We start from the raw sequence: 14,536 nt of genomic DNA on the forward strand, positions 1-14,536 counted from the left end.
GGCCATCGCTGCCGGATAATCGGACATGATAAACCGATCCGGCCCCGGTAAAAACAACCGGGGCCGGACATTCAGTGTTGGCAATTGTGCAACAACGCAGTGCGCCGAACATTGAGGCGGATCAGCCTCGGTGGAGCCTGGCGGTGGTTACTGCTGGTTTTCCTGCTCGGTGAACAGGTCGCTGAAGAGCATGCTCGACAGGTAGCGCTCGCCCGAGTCGGGCAGGATCACCACGATGGTCTTGCCCTGCATTTCCGGCTTTTCGGCCAGGCGTACCGCCACGGCCATCGCCGCGCCACAGGAGATACCGCACAGGATGCCTTCCTCCTGCATCAGGCGAAGGGCCATGGCCTTGGACTCCTCGTCGCTGGCCAGCTCGACCTGGTCGACCATCGACAGGTCCAGGTTGTTGGGTACGAAACCTGCGCCGATGCCCTGGATCTTGTGCGGGTTGGGCTTGATTTCCTGGCCGGCCAGGGCCTGGGTGATCACCGGAGACACCAGCGGCTCGACCGCCACCGAAAGAATCGGCTTGCCCTGGGTGTTCTTGATGTAGCGCGACACACCGGTGATGGTGCCGCCGGTGCCCACGCCGGCAACCAGCACGTCGACCCCGCCGTCGGTGTCGTTCCAGATTTCCGGACCGGTGGTCTTCTCGTGAATGGCCGGGTTGGCCGGGTTGTCGAACTGCGCCGGCATGAAGTAGGTGGCCGGGTCGCTGGCTACGATTTCGGCGGCTTTCTCGATCGCGCCCTTCATGCCCTTGGCAGGCTCGGTCAGCACCAGCTCGGCGCCCAGCGCCTTGAGTACCTTGCGCCGCTCGATGCTCATCGAGGCCGGCATGGTCAGCATCAGCTTGTAGCCGCGCGCAGCGGCCACGAAGGCCAGGCCGATACCGGTGTTGCCCGAGGTCGGCTCGACGATGGTCATGCCCGGCTTGAGCCGGCCGCTGCTTTCGGCGTCCCAGATCATGTTCGCGCCGATCCGGCACTTGACCGAATAGCCGGGGTTGCGCCCCTCGATCTTGGCCAGGATGGTCACGCCCCGCGGGGCGATGCGGTTGATCTGCACCAGCGGCGTGTTGCCGATGGAGTGCGCGTTGTCAGCGAAGATACGGCTCATGGCTTGGGTCCTTTTGGCACCGTGCGAAAACTTCAAGGGTATGCCTGCCCCTGCGGTGCGTCCACCCCGAACGAACCGATGCGCCCGTGCGGCGGTCAACCGATCATCCTCAATCACGGAACCCACGCCGATGAAACGCCGCTACCGCTGGCCCCTGTGGGGGCTGCTGGGCATTGCACTGTTGCTGCTGGCCCTGCACCTGACGCTGCCGATCCTGGTACGCAACTACTTGAACGAAAAGCTCGCCGACATGGGCGACTACCGCGGCCAGGTCACCGATGTCGACCTGGCATTGTGGCGGGGTGCCTACAAGATCAACGGTCTGACCATCGTCAAGACCACGGGCAAGGTGCCGGTGCCGTTTCTGGAGGCGCCGCTGATCGACCTGTCGGTGAGCTGGCATTCACTGTGGTACGACCATGCCGTGGTGGCCGAAGTGACCTTCCTGCGCCCGAAACTGAACTTCGTCGATGGCGGCAACACCCAGGCGTCGCAGACCGGTAAGGGCACCGACTGGCGCGCGCAGCTGAGCAAGCTGCTGCCGATCACCCTCAACGAGCTGCGCATAGACGACGGCACCCTGACCTTTCGCAACTTCAATTCCAAACCGCCGGTCAGCCTTGAAGCGACCCAGCTCAACGCCAGCGTCTACAACCTGACCAACGTGGTGGACGTCGAAGGCAAGCGCGACGCCCGCTTCGAGGGCAAGGCCCGGCTGCTGGGCGACGCGCGGGTGGAAAGCACGGCCACCTTCGACCCGCTGAGCAACTTCGAGGACTTCCAGTTCCGCCTGCGCGCCACCGGCATCCAGCTGCGCCAGATGAACGACTTTGCCAGCGCCTACGGCAAGTTCGACTTCAATGCCGGGCACGGCGACGTGGTGATCGAGGCCGAGGCGAACAAGGGCCAGCTCAAGGGCTACATCAAGCCGTTGTTGCGCGATGTCGAAGTGTTCAACTGGCAGCAGGACGTGGACAACAAGGACAAGGGGTTTCTGCGCTCGATCTGGGAAGCCCTGGTGGGCGGTACCGAAACGGTGCTCAAGAACCAGCGCAAGAACCAGTTCGCCACGCGCGTGGAGCTCAGCGGCAGCGTGCATCACAGCGATATCAGCGCGTTCGAGGCGTTTTTGCAGATTCTGCGCAACGGCTTCGTGCAGGCATTCAATGCGCGGTATGAACAGGGGCCGCCGAAAGCTGACTGATCCATCGCGGTACTGGCCCTTTCGCTGGCAAGCCAGCGACGAGGCCAGGCCTGCCACCCCGGTTCCATGACCAATCATCCACAGACTGAATACCCCGTCCGCGTTCACAGCCACGCAAGCCCCGCGTTATAGTCGTCGCATGATAGTCACCGCATGACCATTTTTTGAGGATCGGTACATGAAGTTCGAAGGCACCAGCGCATACGTCGCCACAGATGACCTGAAACTGGCCGTCAACGCGGCGATCACCCTGGAGCGCCCGCTGCTGGTCAAGGGCGAACCCGGCACCGGCAAGACCATGCTCGCCGAGCAACTGGCCGAAGCCTTCGGTGCCAAGCTGATCACCTGGCACATCAAGTCCACCACCAAGGCCCACCAGGGCCTCTACGAGTACGATGCGGTCAGCCGCCTGCGCGACTCGCAGCTGGGCGTGGACAAGGTGCACGACGTGCGCAACTACCTGAAAAAGGGCAAGTTGTGGGAGGCCTTCGAAGCCGAGGAGCGGGTCATCCTGCTGATCGACGAAATCGACAAGGCCGACATCGAGTTCCCCAACGACCTGCTGCAGGAACTCGACAAGATGGAGTTCTACGTCTACGAGATCGACGAGACCATCAAGGCCAAACAGCGTCCGATCATCATCATTACCTCCAACAACGAGAAGGAACTGCCCGACGCCTTCCTGCGTCGCTGCTTCTTCCACTACATCGCCTTCCCCGATCGCGCCACGCTGCAGCAGATCGTCGACGTGCACTACCCCAACATCAAGCAGGACCTGGTCAGCGAGGCGCTGGACGTGTTCTTCGACGTGCGCAAGGTGCCGGGCCTGAAGAAAAAACCCTCCACCTCCGAGCTGGTCGACTGGCTCAAGCTGCTGATGGCCGACAACATCGGCGAAGCGGTATTGCGCGAGCGCGACCCGACCAAGGCCATCCCGCCGCTGGCCGGTGCGCTGGTCAAGAACGAGCAGGACGTGCAGTTGCTGGAGCGCCTGGCGTTCATGAGCCGGCGCGGCAACCGCTGAGCCAACGGGGTCATTGCCATGCTGCTGAACCTGTTCAATGAAATGCGCGCGGCCAAGGTGCCGGTGTCGGTACGCGAGTTACTCGACCTGCTCAATGCCTTGAAGCAGCGGGTGATCTTCGCCGACATGGACGAGTTCTACTATTTGGCGCGCGCCATCCTGGTCAAGGACGAGCGCCACTTCGACAAGTTCGACCGGGCCTTCTCGGCCTACTTCAAGGGCCTTGAAAACCTCGACCACCACCTGGAGGCGCTGATCCCCGAAGACTGGCTGCGCAAGGAATTCGAGCGTTCCCTGACGGATGAAGAGCGTGCGCAGATCCAGTCCCTGGGCGGTCTGGACAAGCTGATCGAAGCGTTCAAGAAACGCCTGGAAGAACAGAAGGAACGCCATGCCGGCGGCAACAAGTGGATCGGTACCGGCGGTACCAGCCCGTTCGGCTCGGGCGGCTTCAACCCCGAGGGCATTCGCGTGGGCGATGCCGGCAAGCGCCAGGGCAAGGCGGTCAAGGTATGGGACCAGCGCGAGTACAAGAACCTTGACGACGGGGTGGAACTGGGTACGCGCAACATCAAGCTGGCCTTGCGCCGGCTGCGCAAGTTCGCCCGTCAGGGCGCGGCCGAAGAGCTGGATATCGACGGCACCATCGACCACACCGCGCGCGATGCCGGGCTGCTCAATATCCAGATGCGTCCGGAGCGGCGCAACAGCGTGAAGTTGCTGCTGCTGTTCGACATCGGCGGTTCGATGGACGCCCACGTGAAGATCTGCGAAGAGCTGTTTTCGGCCTGCAAGACCGAGTTCAAGCACCTGGAGTACTACTACTTCCACAACTTCGTGTACGAGTCGGTGTGGAAGAACAACCTGCGCCGCACCTCCGAGCGCACCTCGACCATGGACCTGCTGCACAAGTACGGCGCCGACTACAAGGTGGTGTTCGTTGGCGATGCGGCCATGGCGCCCTACGAGATCACCCAGCCCGGTGGCAGCGTGGAGCACTGGAACGAGGAAGCCGGGTATGTGTGGATGCGCCGCTTCATGGAGAAGTACAAGAAGCTGATCTGGATAAACCCCTACCCCAAGGACACCTGGGGCTATACCGCTTCGACCAACATCGTGCGCGAGCTGGTCGAGGACCGGATGTTCCCGCTGACCTTGCGCGGGCTGGAGGAAGGGATGCGGTTTCTGTCCAAGTAGCGGTGAGCCCTTCGCCGGCCTTGCCGGCGAAGAGGCCCTGTCAGTCGGCAAACCTCTGCAGATAAACCTGCTGCTCTCGCCATGCCATCTCCTGCACCACGGCCCGCAACCGCACCACACGCCCCGGCAGCAACTGCGCCAGGCCAGCCAGCGCCAGCGGGGTCAGCGCCCCCAGTCGCGGATAGCCGCCAATCGTCTGCCGATCATTGAGCAACACGATCGGCTGCCCATCCGGCGGTACCTGCACCGCGCCCAGCGGTATCCCCTCCGAGATCATCGGCTGCCCCTGATACTGCAACGCCGGGCCCAGCAGGCGCATGCCCATGCGGTCGGCGCGGGTGTCCAGGGTCCAGTCGCGGTTGAAGGCATCGAACAGACTCTGCCCGGCAAACTCGCCGATCTGCGCCCCCATCACCAGGTCCAGCACGGTGCAGGTACCAGGCACGGGTCGAAGCCCTTCGGGCACCTCACGCACACCCGGCGCGTTGCCGGCGTAGCCCAGGCACTCGCCTCGGGCCAATGCCCTGCCCAGTCCCGTCAGCCCGCCCAGCTCCTCGCGCACCACCGTAGCGCAACTGCCCAGCACCTGCGGCGCAGCGAATCCCCCTGGCGCCGCCAGGTAGGCCCGCACACCCTGCAGCGGCTGGGTGAACTGCAGGCGCTGCCCCTTGGCCATCACGAAACTGCGCCACGGCGCCAGCGGCTGGTCGTCGAGCCGTGCGCCCAGGTCAGCACCGGCCAGTGCCAGGCAGCACGCCTGCTCGGCCACCAGCGTCAGCCCGCCCAGGGTGATCTCCACCACCGCCGCCTGCGGTGCATTGCCCAGCAGCCAGTTGGCCCAGCGCATCGATACCCAGTCCAGACCACCGCCCTGGGTCACGCCCAGGTGGCGCACGCCAAAGCGCCCGGCATCCTGCAACAGGCACAGCGGCGTGCTGGCCTCGATCAGCAAGCGGCTCACGGCGACACCTGCAGGGGCGTGTCGTCGCCGCCGAGTGCAAGGAATTCGGCATGCTCCACCGCCACGAAGCGCACCCGGTCGCCCGGCTGCAGCAGGCTGTAGCCCTCGCGCTGGCGATCGAACAGGCGGCTGGGGGTACGCCCGATCAGGTTCCAGCCCCCGGGCGACACCGCCGGGTAGGCCGCCGTCTGGCGCTCGGCGATGCCCACACTGCCGGCTGCCACGCGCTTGCGCGGGGTGGCCAGGCGCGGCGCGGCCAGCGCCTCCTCGACCAGCCCCATGAACGCGAAACCCGGGGCGAAGCCCAGGGCGAACACCTGGTACTCGCGCGCGCTGTGGCGGCGGATCACCCCCGCCACGGAGTCGCCGCTGCGCTGCGCCAGCAAGGCCAGCTCGGGCCCGACGCTGGGGTCGTACCACACCGGAATGTCGTGGCGCTGCCCTGCCCCGCCCTCGTCGGGGCGAAGACCTTCGAGCGCCTGCGCGATACGCTCGCGGGCCTGGGTGGGCGACAGGTCGAAATGCACCATCACGGTGGTGTACGACGGCACCAGATCGATCAGCTGCGCCGCAAAGGCTGCACGCAGACGCTGAGTGGCAGCGAGCATCCAGGGCATGTTGGACTCGTCGATCGCATCGAACAGGCGCACCATCAGGCAATCGACAGCAACCACCTCGACGCGCCACTTCATGGCGCCGCCTGCGCATCGAGAGCCTGACGAATCTGCCGCACCGCAGCCACCGAGCTGGCATTGTCGCCATGCACACACAGCGTATGGGCCTGCAGGCGCAGTGCGCTGCCATCACTGGCAACCAGCGGTTCGCCCCGTGCCAGGCGCAGGGCCTGCTCGACGATCAGGGCCGGGTCGTGGTGCACGGCACCGGGCAGGCGCCGCGACAGCAGGCGTCCGGCGGGGTCGTAGGCACGGTCGGCAAAGGCCTCGAACCACAACGTGACGCCATATTCGTCACCCAGTGCCTGGGCCGCGCGATTGTCGGCCGTGGCCATCAGCATCAGCGGCAGGCTGCGGTCGTAGGCGGCCACCGCCTCGATCACCGCACGCAGCTTGCCCGGCTCGGCCATCATGTCGTTGTACAGCGCGCCGTGGGGTTTGACGTAGGCCACCTGGGTCTTCTGGGTACGGCAGATACCGTCCAGCGCGCCGATCTGGTAATGCAGCAGGTCGCGAATCTCTTCATTGCTGCAGGCCATCGAGCGGCGCCCGAAACCGGCCAGGTCCTGGTACGCCGGGTGCGCCCCCACCAGCACGCCCCCGGCCACGGCCAGCGCCACGGTGGCGCGCATGATGCCCGGGTCGCCAGCATGAAAACCGCAGGCGATGTTGGCGCAATCGATAAAGGGCATCACTTCGGCATCCAGCCCCATGCTCCAGCTGCCGAAACTTTCACCCATGTCGCAATTGAGTAGCAGGCGGCTCACGCGCGTTGCTCCTGTGTCGGGTGGGGGGGCGGCCCGGAGGCCGTCTAGCGCCAGCTCGGCTCCACCGGCTTGCGCCGACCGCCGAGGATCGCCCAGCCGATCAGCATCAGCAGGCTCTCGATCACCAGTGCCAGCAGCATGGCGCTGGCCAGGCCCCAGGCCATCGCCTCGGGCGCCAGCAGGATCTGGTAGCTGTAGCCCTTGAGGGTTTCCTCGCGCAAGGCCGGGTCGGCCGCCACCAGTACGTGCCAGGTGCGTACCAGCCACGGGCGCTGCAGGGTCTGCCACTCTTCTTCGAGCAGGCGATTGCGCGCCACCAGGCTGTCGATGCTGTCGGCATCGCTGTTGAACACCGGGTCGTCGCTGGCACGGTAGTGACGTACCAGCGCCTGCAGGTCGCCATTGAAAAAGCGCTGCGCGGTCTGATTGAAGCCCTTGAGGCCCTCGCGCGATTCGAGCAGGTGCGCCTCGACCCGCTGGGTGTAATCGTTGATCAGCCCGGGGATCTGCACACCGACCAGCAGGCCGAAGGTAAACAACAGCAAACGCAGGTAACTTCTGAACATGAAGGCTGATCCTTAGCTGGCCTGACCCTGGGCAATGCATTCACCGCGCCGCCACAGGCCCCACTGGCCAGGCTCGTAGCGGTGCCAGATCTCGTCCTCGGTCAAGGCCTCGGTGGCAATGACGGTGACCACGTCGTTGGGCGTGGTCTCGGCCTGGAAGTCGACGATCATGTCCACGTCCTTGAGCCGCGCCGGGCCGAACGGTGCGCGCCGGGTGATGTGTACCAGCTTGGTCGAACAGAAGCAGAACAGCCAGTCGCCATCGCTGAGCAGGCAGTTGAACACGCCCTTGCCACGGAACTCGGCGCAGGCCTGCACCAGCACCGGGATCAGCTCTTCGACCTCGACCGGTTCGGGGAATGCCTCGCGGATGCGGTTGAGCAGGTCGCAGAAGGCGGCCTCGCTGTCGGTATCGCCCACCGGGCGGTAGAAGGTGCGTTGCCCCTGGAAGTCGCCCAGCTGGCCGTTGTGTGCGAAGCACCAGTTGCGCCCCCACAGTTCGCGCACGAACGGGTGGGTGTTGGACAGGCACACCTTGCCCACGTTGGCCTGGCGAATGTGGCCGATGACCACCTCGCTCTTGATCGGATAACGCTGCACCAGGTTGGCGACTTCCGACTCGCAGCTGGCCGCCGGGTCCTGGAACAGGCGCAGGCCACGGCCTTCATAGAAGCCGATGCCCCAGCCGTCACGGTGCGGCCCGGTACGTCCGCCACGCTGCATCAGCCCGGTGAAGCTGAACACGATATCGGTAGGGACATTGGCGCTCATGCCCAGTAATTCACACATGCAGGGGTCGCTCCAGGGCGGATCTTACAAACGCGGTTCGAGGCGCTCGCGGCTGCCGCCGGCGGGTGCTTCAGGGGGTTCGCTGCGGTAGCGGTCACGGCTGTCGGCGGCGAACGGCTGGTCGTCCAGCGGCTCGTCGGCATCGCGCCTGGCGGCGGCTTCGGCAGCGGCGCGGCGGGCCTTGGCACGGCGCTCCAGCGGCCAGCGCAGCAGCACGAACACGCCATACAGGATGAACGCGATCATGCCGTACATGGCCAGGTCGGACGCGGCGCGCAGCACGTTGTTGCCGACCTTGAAGGCCAGGTCCAGGGCAGTGATGGCAATGGCCGGGGCGAACTTCTCCTTCACCGGGTCGATGATGGTCGGGGTCAGCAGCAGCACTGCCATGATCACCCGCAGCGGCTCGCGCAACCAGCGCCACATCCACGCGGTCAGGCGAAAGCCCACCAGCAGGCAACCCAGGGCGGCCAGGGCATAGAGTCCCCAGGCGAGCAGATAATCGTTCTCGGTCATGGCGTCCGTGGCAAGCTAGGCAAATAGATGCTTATGATAACGACTTTTCAGCGCGCAGGCGCGCCCCAGCAAAGAGAACCCCGCATGTCCGCAGCTGCCAACGCCCCCCAAGCCCCGATCGCCCGCCAGGATGCCGGCACCGATCCCTATGCCTGGTTGCAGGCCCGGAACACTCCCGAGGTGCTGGCCTACCTGAACGCGGAAAACGCCTATCAGGAGGCGCAACTGGCCGACCAGGCCGGGTTGCGCGAGCAGCTGTTCGAAGAGATCCGTGGCCGCATTCTCGAAACCGACCTGTCGCTGGCCTCGCCCTGGGGCCCCTACCTTTACTACACCCGCACCACCGCCGGCGACGAGTACCCGCGTCATTACCGCTGCCCACGCCCGGCCGACGATTCGCCGACGGTCGATGAAAGCCGCGAAGAGCTGCTGCTGGACCCCAACCTGCTGGCCGCCGGCGGCTTCCTCAGCCTGGGCGCCTTCAACATCAGCCCCGACCACCAGCGCCTGGCCTACAGCCTGGATACCAGCGGCGACGAGGTCTACACCCTGTACGTCAAGGACCTGGCCAGCGGCGCGGTCGAACAGCTGCCGTTCGAAGACTGCGACGGCAGCATGACCTGGGCCAACGACAGCCAGACGCTGTTCTTCGCCGAACTGGACGACACCCACCGCCCGCACCGGCTGATGCGTCATCGCCTGGGCACCCAAGGGGCGGTGCAGGTGTTCGAGGAGGCCGACGGTCGCTTCTTCCTGCACTGCTACCGCGCCAGCTCCGAGCGCCAGCTGATCCTGCTGCTCAACAGCAAGACCACCAGCGAGGCCTGGGTACTGGATGCGCACACCCCGGAACAGGCGTTCACCTGCCTGGCACCACGGGTCGAAGGCCATGAGTACTACCCTGACCATGGCCAGTTGAACGGCCACTGGCACTGGTTCATCCGCAGCAACCAGCAAGGCATCAATTTCGCCCTGTTCCACGGCCCGGCCGACACCCTGCCAACCCACGAGCAGTGGCAGGTACTGGTGCCGCACCGCGACACCGTGATGCTCGAGGGGCTGACCCTGAACGCCAGCGCCCTGACCCTGAGCCTGCGCGAGGGCGGCCTGCCGATCATCGAGGTGCGCCCCCACGGCCTGCCCGCCTACCGCGTCGAGCTGCCGGATGCAGCCTACAGCCTGTACGTGCAGGACAGCCTGGAGTTCGACAGCCCACGCATCCGCCTGCGCTACGAGGCGCTGAACCGCCCTGCGCAGGTACGCCAGCTGACGCTTGCCGATGGTCAGCAGCAGGTGCTCAAGCAGACCCCGGTGCTCGGCCCGTTCGACCCCGACGCCTACGTCAGCCAGCGCCTGTGGGCCACCGCCGGCGACGGCACGCAGGTACCGATCAGCCTGGTTCAGCGCCGTGAGGACCTCGGCAAGCCGGTGCCGCTGTACCTGTACGGCTACGGTGCCTACGGCGAAAGCCTGGACCCGTGGTTTTCCCATGCGCGCCTGAGCCTGCTGGAGCGCGGCGTGGCCTTCGCCATTGCCCACGTGCGCGGCGGCGGCGAACTGGGCGAGGCCTGGTACCGGGCCGGCAAGCAGGAGCACAAGCCCAACACCTTCAGCGACTTCATCGCCTGCGCCGAACACCTGATCGCCACCGGCGTGACCGATGCCGAGCACCTGGCGATCAGTGGCGGCAGTGCCGGCGGGCTGCTGATCGGCGCGGTGCTCAACCAGCGTCCCGAGCTGTTCAAGGCGGCGATTGCCGAGGTGCCGTTCGTCGACGTGCTCAACACCATGCTCGACCCCGATCTGCCGCTGACCGTCACCGAGTATGACGAGTGGGGCAACCCGCAGGAGCCCGAGGTGCACGCGCGCATCAAGGCGTATGCGCCCTACGAGAACGTGAAGGCCCAGGCCTACCCTGCCCTGCTGGTGGTGGCCGGTTACAACGACAGCCGCGTGCAGTACTGGGAGGCGGCCAAGTGGGTGGCCAAGCTGCGCGTGCACAAGACCGATGACAACCTGCTGCTGCTCAAGACCGAGCTGGGCGCCGGGCATGGCGGCATGAGCGGGCGCTACCAGGGGCTCAAGGACGTGGCACTGGAGTACGCGTTCGTATTTAAAGTGCTGGGCCTGGTGTAATTCAGGATTTCTGTTGTCTGAATCAGCAATTCGCCGGCAAGGCCGGCTCCTGCAAGCTATGCACTGGACATTGCAGGAGCCGGCCTCGACGGCGAAAACCAGACACCACAAACCTCCAAGAAAAAGACCAACCGCGATGCCCGACCCGACCTCCCTGAACAACGAAATTCGCGACATGCTCATGGACTGCGGCCTGTTCGACCAACTGCTGCCGCCTGACTTTCAGACCGCTGCCGGCTACTTCAGCATCAGCACCATCGCCCAGGGCGAGGAAATCTTCCACGAAGGCGATGCCGGCACCTTCATGTGCATCATCCACTCGGGCCAGGTATCGGTACGCAAGACCGACCCCGACGAGCATCAGGTGGAGATCGCCACCCTGCGCAAGGGCCGCGCCTTTGGCGAGATGGCCGTGCTGGACGGCGAACGCCGATCGGCCAGCTGCGTGGCCGCCAGCGACTGTCAACTGCTCAACCTGGGCAAGGACTCACTGGAAAAAATGCTCAACGAAACGCCCAAGGTGGCCGCCAAGATCATCCGCGCCCTGGCCGTGGCACTGTCGCGTCGCCTGCGCATGCTCGACGGCCAGCGTCTCTCGCAGCAGGTCTAGCCCTCGCGCGGTTTGTCCTTGCCGGCATCCGGCGCAAGCCCTGGCAGCGGCTGGTCCTTCGGCGGGCTGGGCAAGGGAATCGGCGGCAACAGCGGCGCACCCGACGAGCCCTGCCCTGCACGGGGGATGGTCGACGGGGCCACCTGCGGGTAAGGGGTGGGCGTGGGCGTACCCGGTGCACCCGGTACCGGTGCGAGGGTGCGTGGCTGCAGGTCCGCAGCCTGGGCCTGGCCGAGCCAGGCAATCAACAGCAGGGCAATGCTCGCATGGCGCATGGGGCGGGCTCCTGGAGAGTGCTGCCTACAGGCTACGCGCAAGCGCTGCGGTTTGCCTGTCCGAAATGCCCGTCATGGCGCTAAACTTCACGGCATAACCGTAACAAGCCCGAGAAAGGTACAACCATGAGTTCGGCAACCTCTTCCGCCGCCGCCACCGCGCGGCTGGACCGCATCCTCGCCGATGCCAAGCGCGACAAGGAAATGGGCTACCGCGACAAGGCCCTGCGCATGTACCCCCACGTGTGCGGCCGCTGCGCCCGCGAATTCGCCGGCAAGCGCCTGAGCGAACTGACCGTGCACCACCGCGACCACAACCACGACAACAACCCCCAGGACGGTTCGAACTGGGAACTGCTGTGCCTGTACTGCCACGACAACGAGCACTCGCGCTACACCGACCAGCAGTACTTCAGCGAAGGCTCCACCGCCAGCCCAAGCATCGCCAAGGCCACCCATAACCCGTTCGCCGGGCTGGCCGGGCTGCTCAAGAAAGACTGACCCTGCGCCCCACCCGTGCCGGCAAGCCCGTATAATCGCGTCTTTTTTCTCAAGGGCCCCGGCACGTGGCGAACAAACGGTACAGCTGCATTGGTCTGTTCAACCCCAAATCAGCGGAGAACGTCGGTTCGGTGATGCGTGCGGCGGGTTGCTATGGCGTGAACTCGGTGTTCTACACCGGCAAGCGCTACGAGCGCGCCCGCGACTTCGTCACCGACACCAAGCGGGTGCACTATGACATCCCGCTGATCGGCATCGACGACCTGCAGAAGATCATCCCGCTGGGCTGCACACCGGTTGCCGTCGAACTGGTCGAGGGCGCCCGCCCGCTGCCCGAATACACTCACCCCGACCGCGCGATCTACATCTTCGGCCCTGAAGACGGCTCGCTGGATGCCGACGTGCGCGCCTGGTGCGAAGAGACCATCTACATCCCGACCAATGGCTGCATGAACCTCGCTGCCACCGTCAACGTGGTGCTCTACGACCGCATGGCCAAGGGCCTGAACACCCGCTCCGGGCCCAAATTCAAGTAATCCGCGGGAACGTCCTGGCGGCCCTGGCGGTCTGCTGACTATCCATGCCCCCACAGGAGTACGACCATGTCCCAGAACAAGACCCTGACCCTGGCCACACCGTTTCAGAGCAAGACCGAACACAACGTGCAAGGCTGGGAGCGCGCTGGCTCCCTGGCCACGGGTGTGGTGATGGTCGGCAAGGGACTGCGTCGCGGCGGTTTCTTCGGCCTGATCCAGATCGCCATCGGCGGCGTGGCGCTGGCCCGGGGCATCACCGGACACAGTTCGGCCAAGAGCCTGATCGAGCGCGGGCGCCGCGACCTGGATCAGATCCGCAGCAAGATCGAACGCACCGGTGAAGAGCTCAGCGTGCTGAAGGCCAATGCGCAAGCGGCCACCCACAGCGCCACGGTCACCGGCAACGACTCGCTCAAAAGCCCCAAGGCCTAACGCAACAGCTTGGTGTCCAGCACCTCGGAGCCACGTCCCAGCACGTTTTCACTGAGCTGGATGAACTCCGCGGTGCTGACGCTGTTGAGGCGCATCAGGCCCTGGGTCACGTCGTCCAGCGAACGCTGGTTATGCGTGTGCAGGCGGATCTCGCGGTCCAGCGCCTGCAGCAGCAACACCGCACGGGCCACCCCCGCATCGGTGATCTGCTCGCCGCGCAGCGTGGTGACCTTTTCACCTTGCCTGGCCAGCCGGGCCTGAACCGCCTGGTAGCGGTCCTCGGTGATGCCGCCGGCACGGCGCAGCAGTTCGATGCCGTAGTACTCGGCCAGCCCCTCGCCAATCCAGTCACTGCGCTCCTGGTCGTTGACCTGGGCGAACACCCGCACCAGTTCGCGCAACAACGGGCTGCTGCCGTTCTCGTTGACCAACGGGCGATTGCTGTTGAGGTAGATCGAGTGGTAGCCGGCCCGGGTGCCGCGCCACAACTGGTCGCGGGCGCCCACCAGCAGCAGCTTGGGCGGGTTGCGCGGAAACACGCTCTGCAGCTGTGGCCACACGAAGGTCAGCAGGGTCAGGGTGTCCATGCGCCGCAGGCCCTGGCCCTGGGGCCCGGCGACGGTGACCTCGGTCTCGCCCAGACGGGTGCGCCGGCTGCCCAGGTTGCCGGCGAGCATCCAGCCGGTAGGTCGGTCGAACAACCGCGAAGGGTTGTCGATGCGGAAACGCTGCTTGCCAATCCGCGGCCAGGGCGTTTCGACACTCTTCCAGTCGCCCGGCAACTCGAACACCAGGCGCGCGATCAGCTCGGTGCCGTCCTGCTGGTCGAGGCGCGCGGCAGGCACCAGGTCATCGCCCCGGAACAAGGCCCATTGCGCAGTGATGCGGCTGTCGTAGCCGGCGTTCTTCAGGGCATGGTTAAGCTGTACCCGGTAGCTCAGGCTGGACACTCCCGCCTCCGGCTGCCACAGGCCACGGCGCGCTCCGGCCTGCAACTGCCAGGCGCCATCGGCCTTGAAATCGCTGTAGACGGCTTCCTTGCCCAGGTCGAAATCCAGGCTGCGCACCGCTGCGCCGTCGGCCAGGGTCAGGCGCACCTCGGCCTGCCCGCTCTGGGGCAACAGGCGCACGTGGTAATCCAGGTCGACCTTCTTCGCCCAGGCGCCATGGCTCGCCAGCAACAGCGCAGCCCCCAGCAAACAGCGACGTATCTCCATTCACATCCC

At 65.5% G+C, this 14,536-nt stretch carries 17 protein-coding genes; 8 read left to right on the plus strand and 9 right to left on the minus strand.

Annotated elements, in window-relative coordinates:
* Positions 1–147: 147 nt before the first annotated feature.
* Positions 148–1,122, minus strand: coding sequence for a cysteine synthase A (cysK, locus tag ACPRTJ_RS02955; RefSeq protein WP_043864186.1), 975 nt, complete (start codon positions 1,120–1,122; stop codon positions 148–150).
* A gap of 130 nt (positions 1,123–1,252) precedes the next feature.
* On the opposite strand from cysK, the gene ACPRTJ_RS02960 reads away from it, so the two are divergent.
* The 3 genes from ACPRTJ_RS02960 to ACPRTJ_RS02970 all read left to right on the plus strand — a co-directional run bounded on the left by ACPRTJ_RS02960 (position 1,253) and on the right by ACPRTJ_RS02970 (position 4,547).
* The gene (locus tag ACPRTJ_RS02960; protein WP_258662354.1) at positions 1,253–2,326 is read left to right on the plus strand and encodes a DUF748 domain-containing protein; all 1,074 of its coding nucleotides are present in this window, start codon (positions 1,253–1,255) and stop codon (positions 2,324–2,326) included.
* A 178-nt stretch (positions 2,327–2,504) separates the two neighbouring features.
* Positions 2,505–3,350, plus strand: a complete 846-nt coding sequence (locus ACPRTJ_RS02965) for an AAA family ATPase (RefSeq protein WP_043864188.1) — start codon at positions 2,505–2,507, stop codon at positions 3,348–3,350.
* A gap of 18 nt (positions 3,351–3,368) precedes the next feature.
* Positions 3,369–4,547, plus strand: a complete 1,179-nt coding sequence (locus tag ACPRTJ_RS02970; RefSeq protein WP_043864189.1) for a vWA domain-containing protein — start codon at positions 3,369–3,371, stop codon at positions 4,545–4,547.
* Between the two features lie 40 nt (positions 4,548–4,587).
* Here the strand turns inward: ACPRTJ_RS02970 and ACPRTJ_RS02975 are convergent, their stop codons facing one another.
* From ACPRTJ_RS02975 to ACPRTJ_RS03000, 6 genes are all read right to left on the minus strand, one after another.
* A complete protein-coding gene (locus ACPRTJ_RS02975; RefSeq protein ID WP_043864190.1) occupies positions 4,588–5,508 on the minus strand; it encodes a biotin-dependent carboxyltransferase family protein in 921 nt (306 codons plus the stop codon).
* On the minus strand, positions 5,505–6,200 hold the full coding sequence (gene pxpB / locus ACPRTJ_RS02980) for a 5-oxoprolinase subunit PxpB (protein WP_196932132.1): 696 nt from the start codon (positions 6,198–6,200) through the stop codon (positions 5,505–5,507). Before pxpB ends, ACPRTJ_RS02975 begins: the two co-directional genes overlap by 4 nt.
* Positions 6,197–6,922 (minus strand): 5-oxoprolinase subunit PxpA, encoded by a 726-nt coding sequence (locus ACPRTJ_RS02985; RefSeq protein ID WP_213085899.1) that lies wholly within the window; start codon positions 6,920–6,922, stop codon positions 6,197–6,199. The genes pxpB and ACPRTJ_RS02985 overlap by 4 nt, the downstream gene beginning before the upstream one ends.
* Before the next feature lie 71 nt (positions 6,923–6,993).
* Positions 6,994–7,515, minus strand: coding sequence for a DUF2937 family protein (locus ACPRTJ_RS02990; protein ID WP_054914961.1), 522 nt, complete (start codon positions 7,513–7,515; stop codon positions 6,994–6,996).
* 12 nt (positions 7,516–7,527) lie between these two features.
* Complete coding sequence (locus tag ACPRTJ_RS02995) at positions 7,528–8,304, minus strand: class II glutamine amidotransferase (protein WP_043864194.1); 777 nt, start codon at positions 8,302–8,304, stop codon at positions 7,528–7,530.
* A 24-nt stretch (positions 8,305–8,328) separates the two neighbouring features.
* Positions 8,329–8,820 carry a hypothetical protein gene (locus tag ACPRTJ_RS03000; RefSeq protein ID WP_043864195.1) on the minus strand — a complete coding sequence of 164 codons (492 nt, stop codon included), beginning with the start codon at positions 8,818–8,820 and terminating at the stop codon, positions 8,329–8,331.
* Between the two features lie 84 nt (positions 8,821–8,904).
* Between ACPRTJ_RS03000 and ACPRTJ_RS03005 the strand changes: the two genes are divergently transcribed.
* Both ACPRTJ_RS03005 and ACPRTJ_RS03010 read left to right on the plus strand, forming a co-directional pair.
* A complete protein-coding gene (locus ACPRTJ_RS03005; protein WP_426428015.1) occupies positions 8,905–10,956 on the plus strand; it encodes a S9 family peptidase in 2,052 nt (683 codons plus the stop codon).
* 136 nt (positions 10,957–11,092) lie between these two features.
* A complete protein-coding gene (locus ACPRTJ_RS03010; RefSeq protein WP_088514493.1) occupies positions 11,093–11,566 on the plus strand; it encodes a cyclic nucleotide-binding domain-containing protein in 474 nt (157 codons plus the stop codon).
* Here the strand turns inward: ACPRTJ_RS03010 and ACPRTJ_RS03015 are convergent.
* Entirely contained in the window at positions 11,563–11,841 is a 279-nt protein-coding gene (locus ACPRTJ_RS03015; protein ID WP_043864198.1) for a hypothetical protein, read from the minus strand. The two genes, ACPRTJ_RS03010 and ACPRTJ_RS03015, sit on opposite strands and share 4 nt — an antisense overlap.
* A gap of 126 nt (positions 11,842–11,967) precedes the next feature.
* Here ACPRTJ_RS03015 and ACPRTJ_RS03020 point away from each other — a divergent pair, with 126 nt between their 5' ends.
* The 3 genes from ACPRTJ_RS03020 to ACPRTJ_RS03030 all read left to right on the plus strand — a co-directional run bounded on the left by ACPRTJ_RS03020 (position 11,968) and on the right by ACPRTJ_RS03030 (position 13,310).
* The gene (locus ACPRTJ_RS03020) at positions 11,968–12,342 is read left to right on the plus strand and encodes a YajD family HNH nuclease (RefSeq protein ID WP_043864199.1); all 375 of its coding nucleotides are present in this window, start codon (positions 11,968–11,970) and stop codon (positions 12,340–12,342) included.
* 65 nt (positions 12,343–12,407) lie between these two features.
* Entirely contained in the window at positions 12,408–12,878 is a 471-nt protein-coding gene (locus ACPRTJ_RS03025; RefSeq protein WP_043864200.1) for an RNA methyltransferase, read from the plus strand.
* A 66-nt stretch (positions 12,879–12,944) separates the two neighbouring features.
* Positions 12,945–13,310 carry a YgaP family membrane protein gene (locus ACPRTJ_RS03030; protein ID WP_043864201.1) on the plus strand — a complete coding sequence of 122 codons (366 nt, stop codon included), beginning with the start codon at positions 12,945–12,947 and terminating at the stop codon, positions 13,308–13,310.
* On the opposite strand, the gene ACPRTJ_RS03035 is transcribed toward ACPRTJ_RS03030, so the two are convergent.
* Positions 13,307–14,527, minus strand: a complete 1,221-nt coding sequence (locus tag ACPRTJ_RS03035; RefSeq protein ID WP_426428017.1) for a hypothetical protein — start codon at positions 14,525–14,527, stop codon at positions 13,307–13,309. The two genes, ACPRTJ_RS03030 and ACPRTJ_RS03035, sit on opposite strands and share 4 nt — an antisense overlap.
* Positions 14,528–14,536 lie beyond the last annotated feature (9 nt).

The sequence above is a fragment of the Pseudomonas palmensis genome (assembly GCF_049942755.1).
Classification (GTDB): Bacteria; Pseudomonadota; Gammaproteobacteria; order Pseudomonadales; family Pseudomonadaceae; genus Aquipseudomonas; species Aquipseudomonas palmensis.

Bases quoted from the DNA above. Each gene is read 5' to 3' on its own strand.
- cysK (WP_043864186.1), bottom strand. From the start codon at position 1,122: ATGAGCCGTATCTTCGCTGACAACGCGCACTCCATCGGCAACACGCCG.
- ACPRTJ_RS02960 (WP_258662354.1), top strand. From the start codon at position 1,253: ATGAAACGCCGCTACCGCTGGCCCCTGTGGGGGCTGCTGGGCATTGCA.
- ACPRTJ_RS02965 (WP_043864188.1), top strand. From the start codon at position 2,505: ATGAAGTTCGAAGGCACCAGCGCATACGTCGCCACAGATGACCTGAAA.
- ACPRTJ_RS02970 (WP_043864189.1), top strand. From the start codon at position 3,369: ATGCTGCTGAACCTGTTCAATGAAATGCGCGCGGCCAAGGTGCCGGTG.
- pxpB (WP_196932132.1), bottom strand. From the start codon at position 6,200: ATGAAGTGGCGCGTCGAGGTGGTTGCTGTCGATTGCCTGATGGTGCGC.
- ACPRTJ_RS02985 (WP_213085899.1), bottom strand. From the start codon at position 6,922: ATGGGTGAAAGTTTCGGCAGCTGGAGCATGGGGCTGGATGCCGAAGTG.
- ACPRTJ_RS02990 (WP_054914961.1), bottom strand. From the start codon at position 7,515: ATGTTCAGAAGTTACCTGCGTTTGCTGTTGTTTACCTTCGGCCTGCTG.
- ACPRTJ_RS02995 (WP_043864194.1), bottom strand. From the start codon at position 8,304: ATGTGTGAATTACTGGGCATGAGCGCCAATGTCCCTACCGATATCGTG.
- ACPRTJ_RS03000 (WP_043864195.1), bottom strand. From the start codon at position 8,820: ATGACCGAGAACGATTATCTGCTCGCCTGGGGACTCTATGCCCTGGCC.
- ACPRTJ_RS03005 (WP_426428015.1), top strand. From the start codon at position 8,905: ATGTCCGCAGCTGCCAACGCCCCCCAAGCCCCGATCGCCCGCCAGGAT.
- ACPRTJ_RS03010 (WP_088514493.1), top strand. From the start codon at position 11,093: ATGCCCGACCCGACCTCCCTGAACAACGAAATTCGCGACATGCTCATG.
- ACPRTJ_RS03015 (WP_043864198.1), bottom strand. From the start codon at position 11,841: ATGCGCCATGCGAGCATTGCCCTGCTGTTGATTGCCTGGCTCGGCCAG.
- ACPRTJ_RS03020 (WP_043864199.1), top strand. From the start codon at position 11,968: ATGAGTTCGGCAACCTCTTCCGCCGCCGCCACCGCGCGGCTGGACCGC.
- ACPRTJ_RS03030 (WP_043864201.1), top strand. From the start codon at position 12,945: ATGTCCCAGAACAAGACCCTGACCCTGGCCACACCGTTTCAGAGCAAG.
- ACPRTJ_RS03035 (WP_426428017.1), bottom strand. From the start codon at position 14,527: ATGGAGATACGTCGCTGTTTGCTGGGGGCTGCGCTGTTGCTGGCGAGC.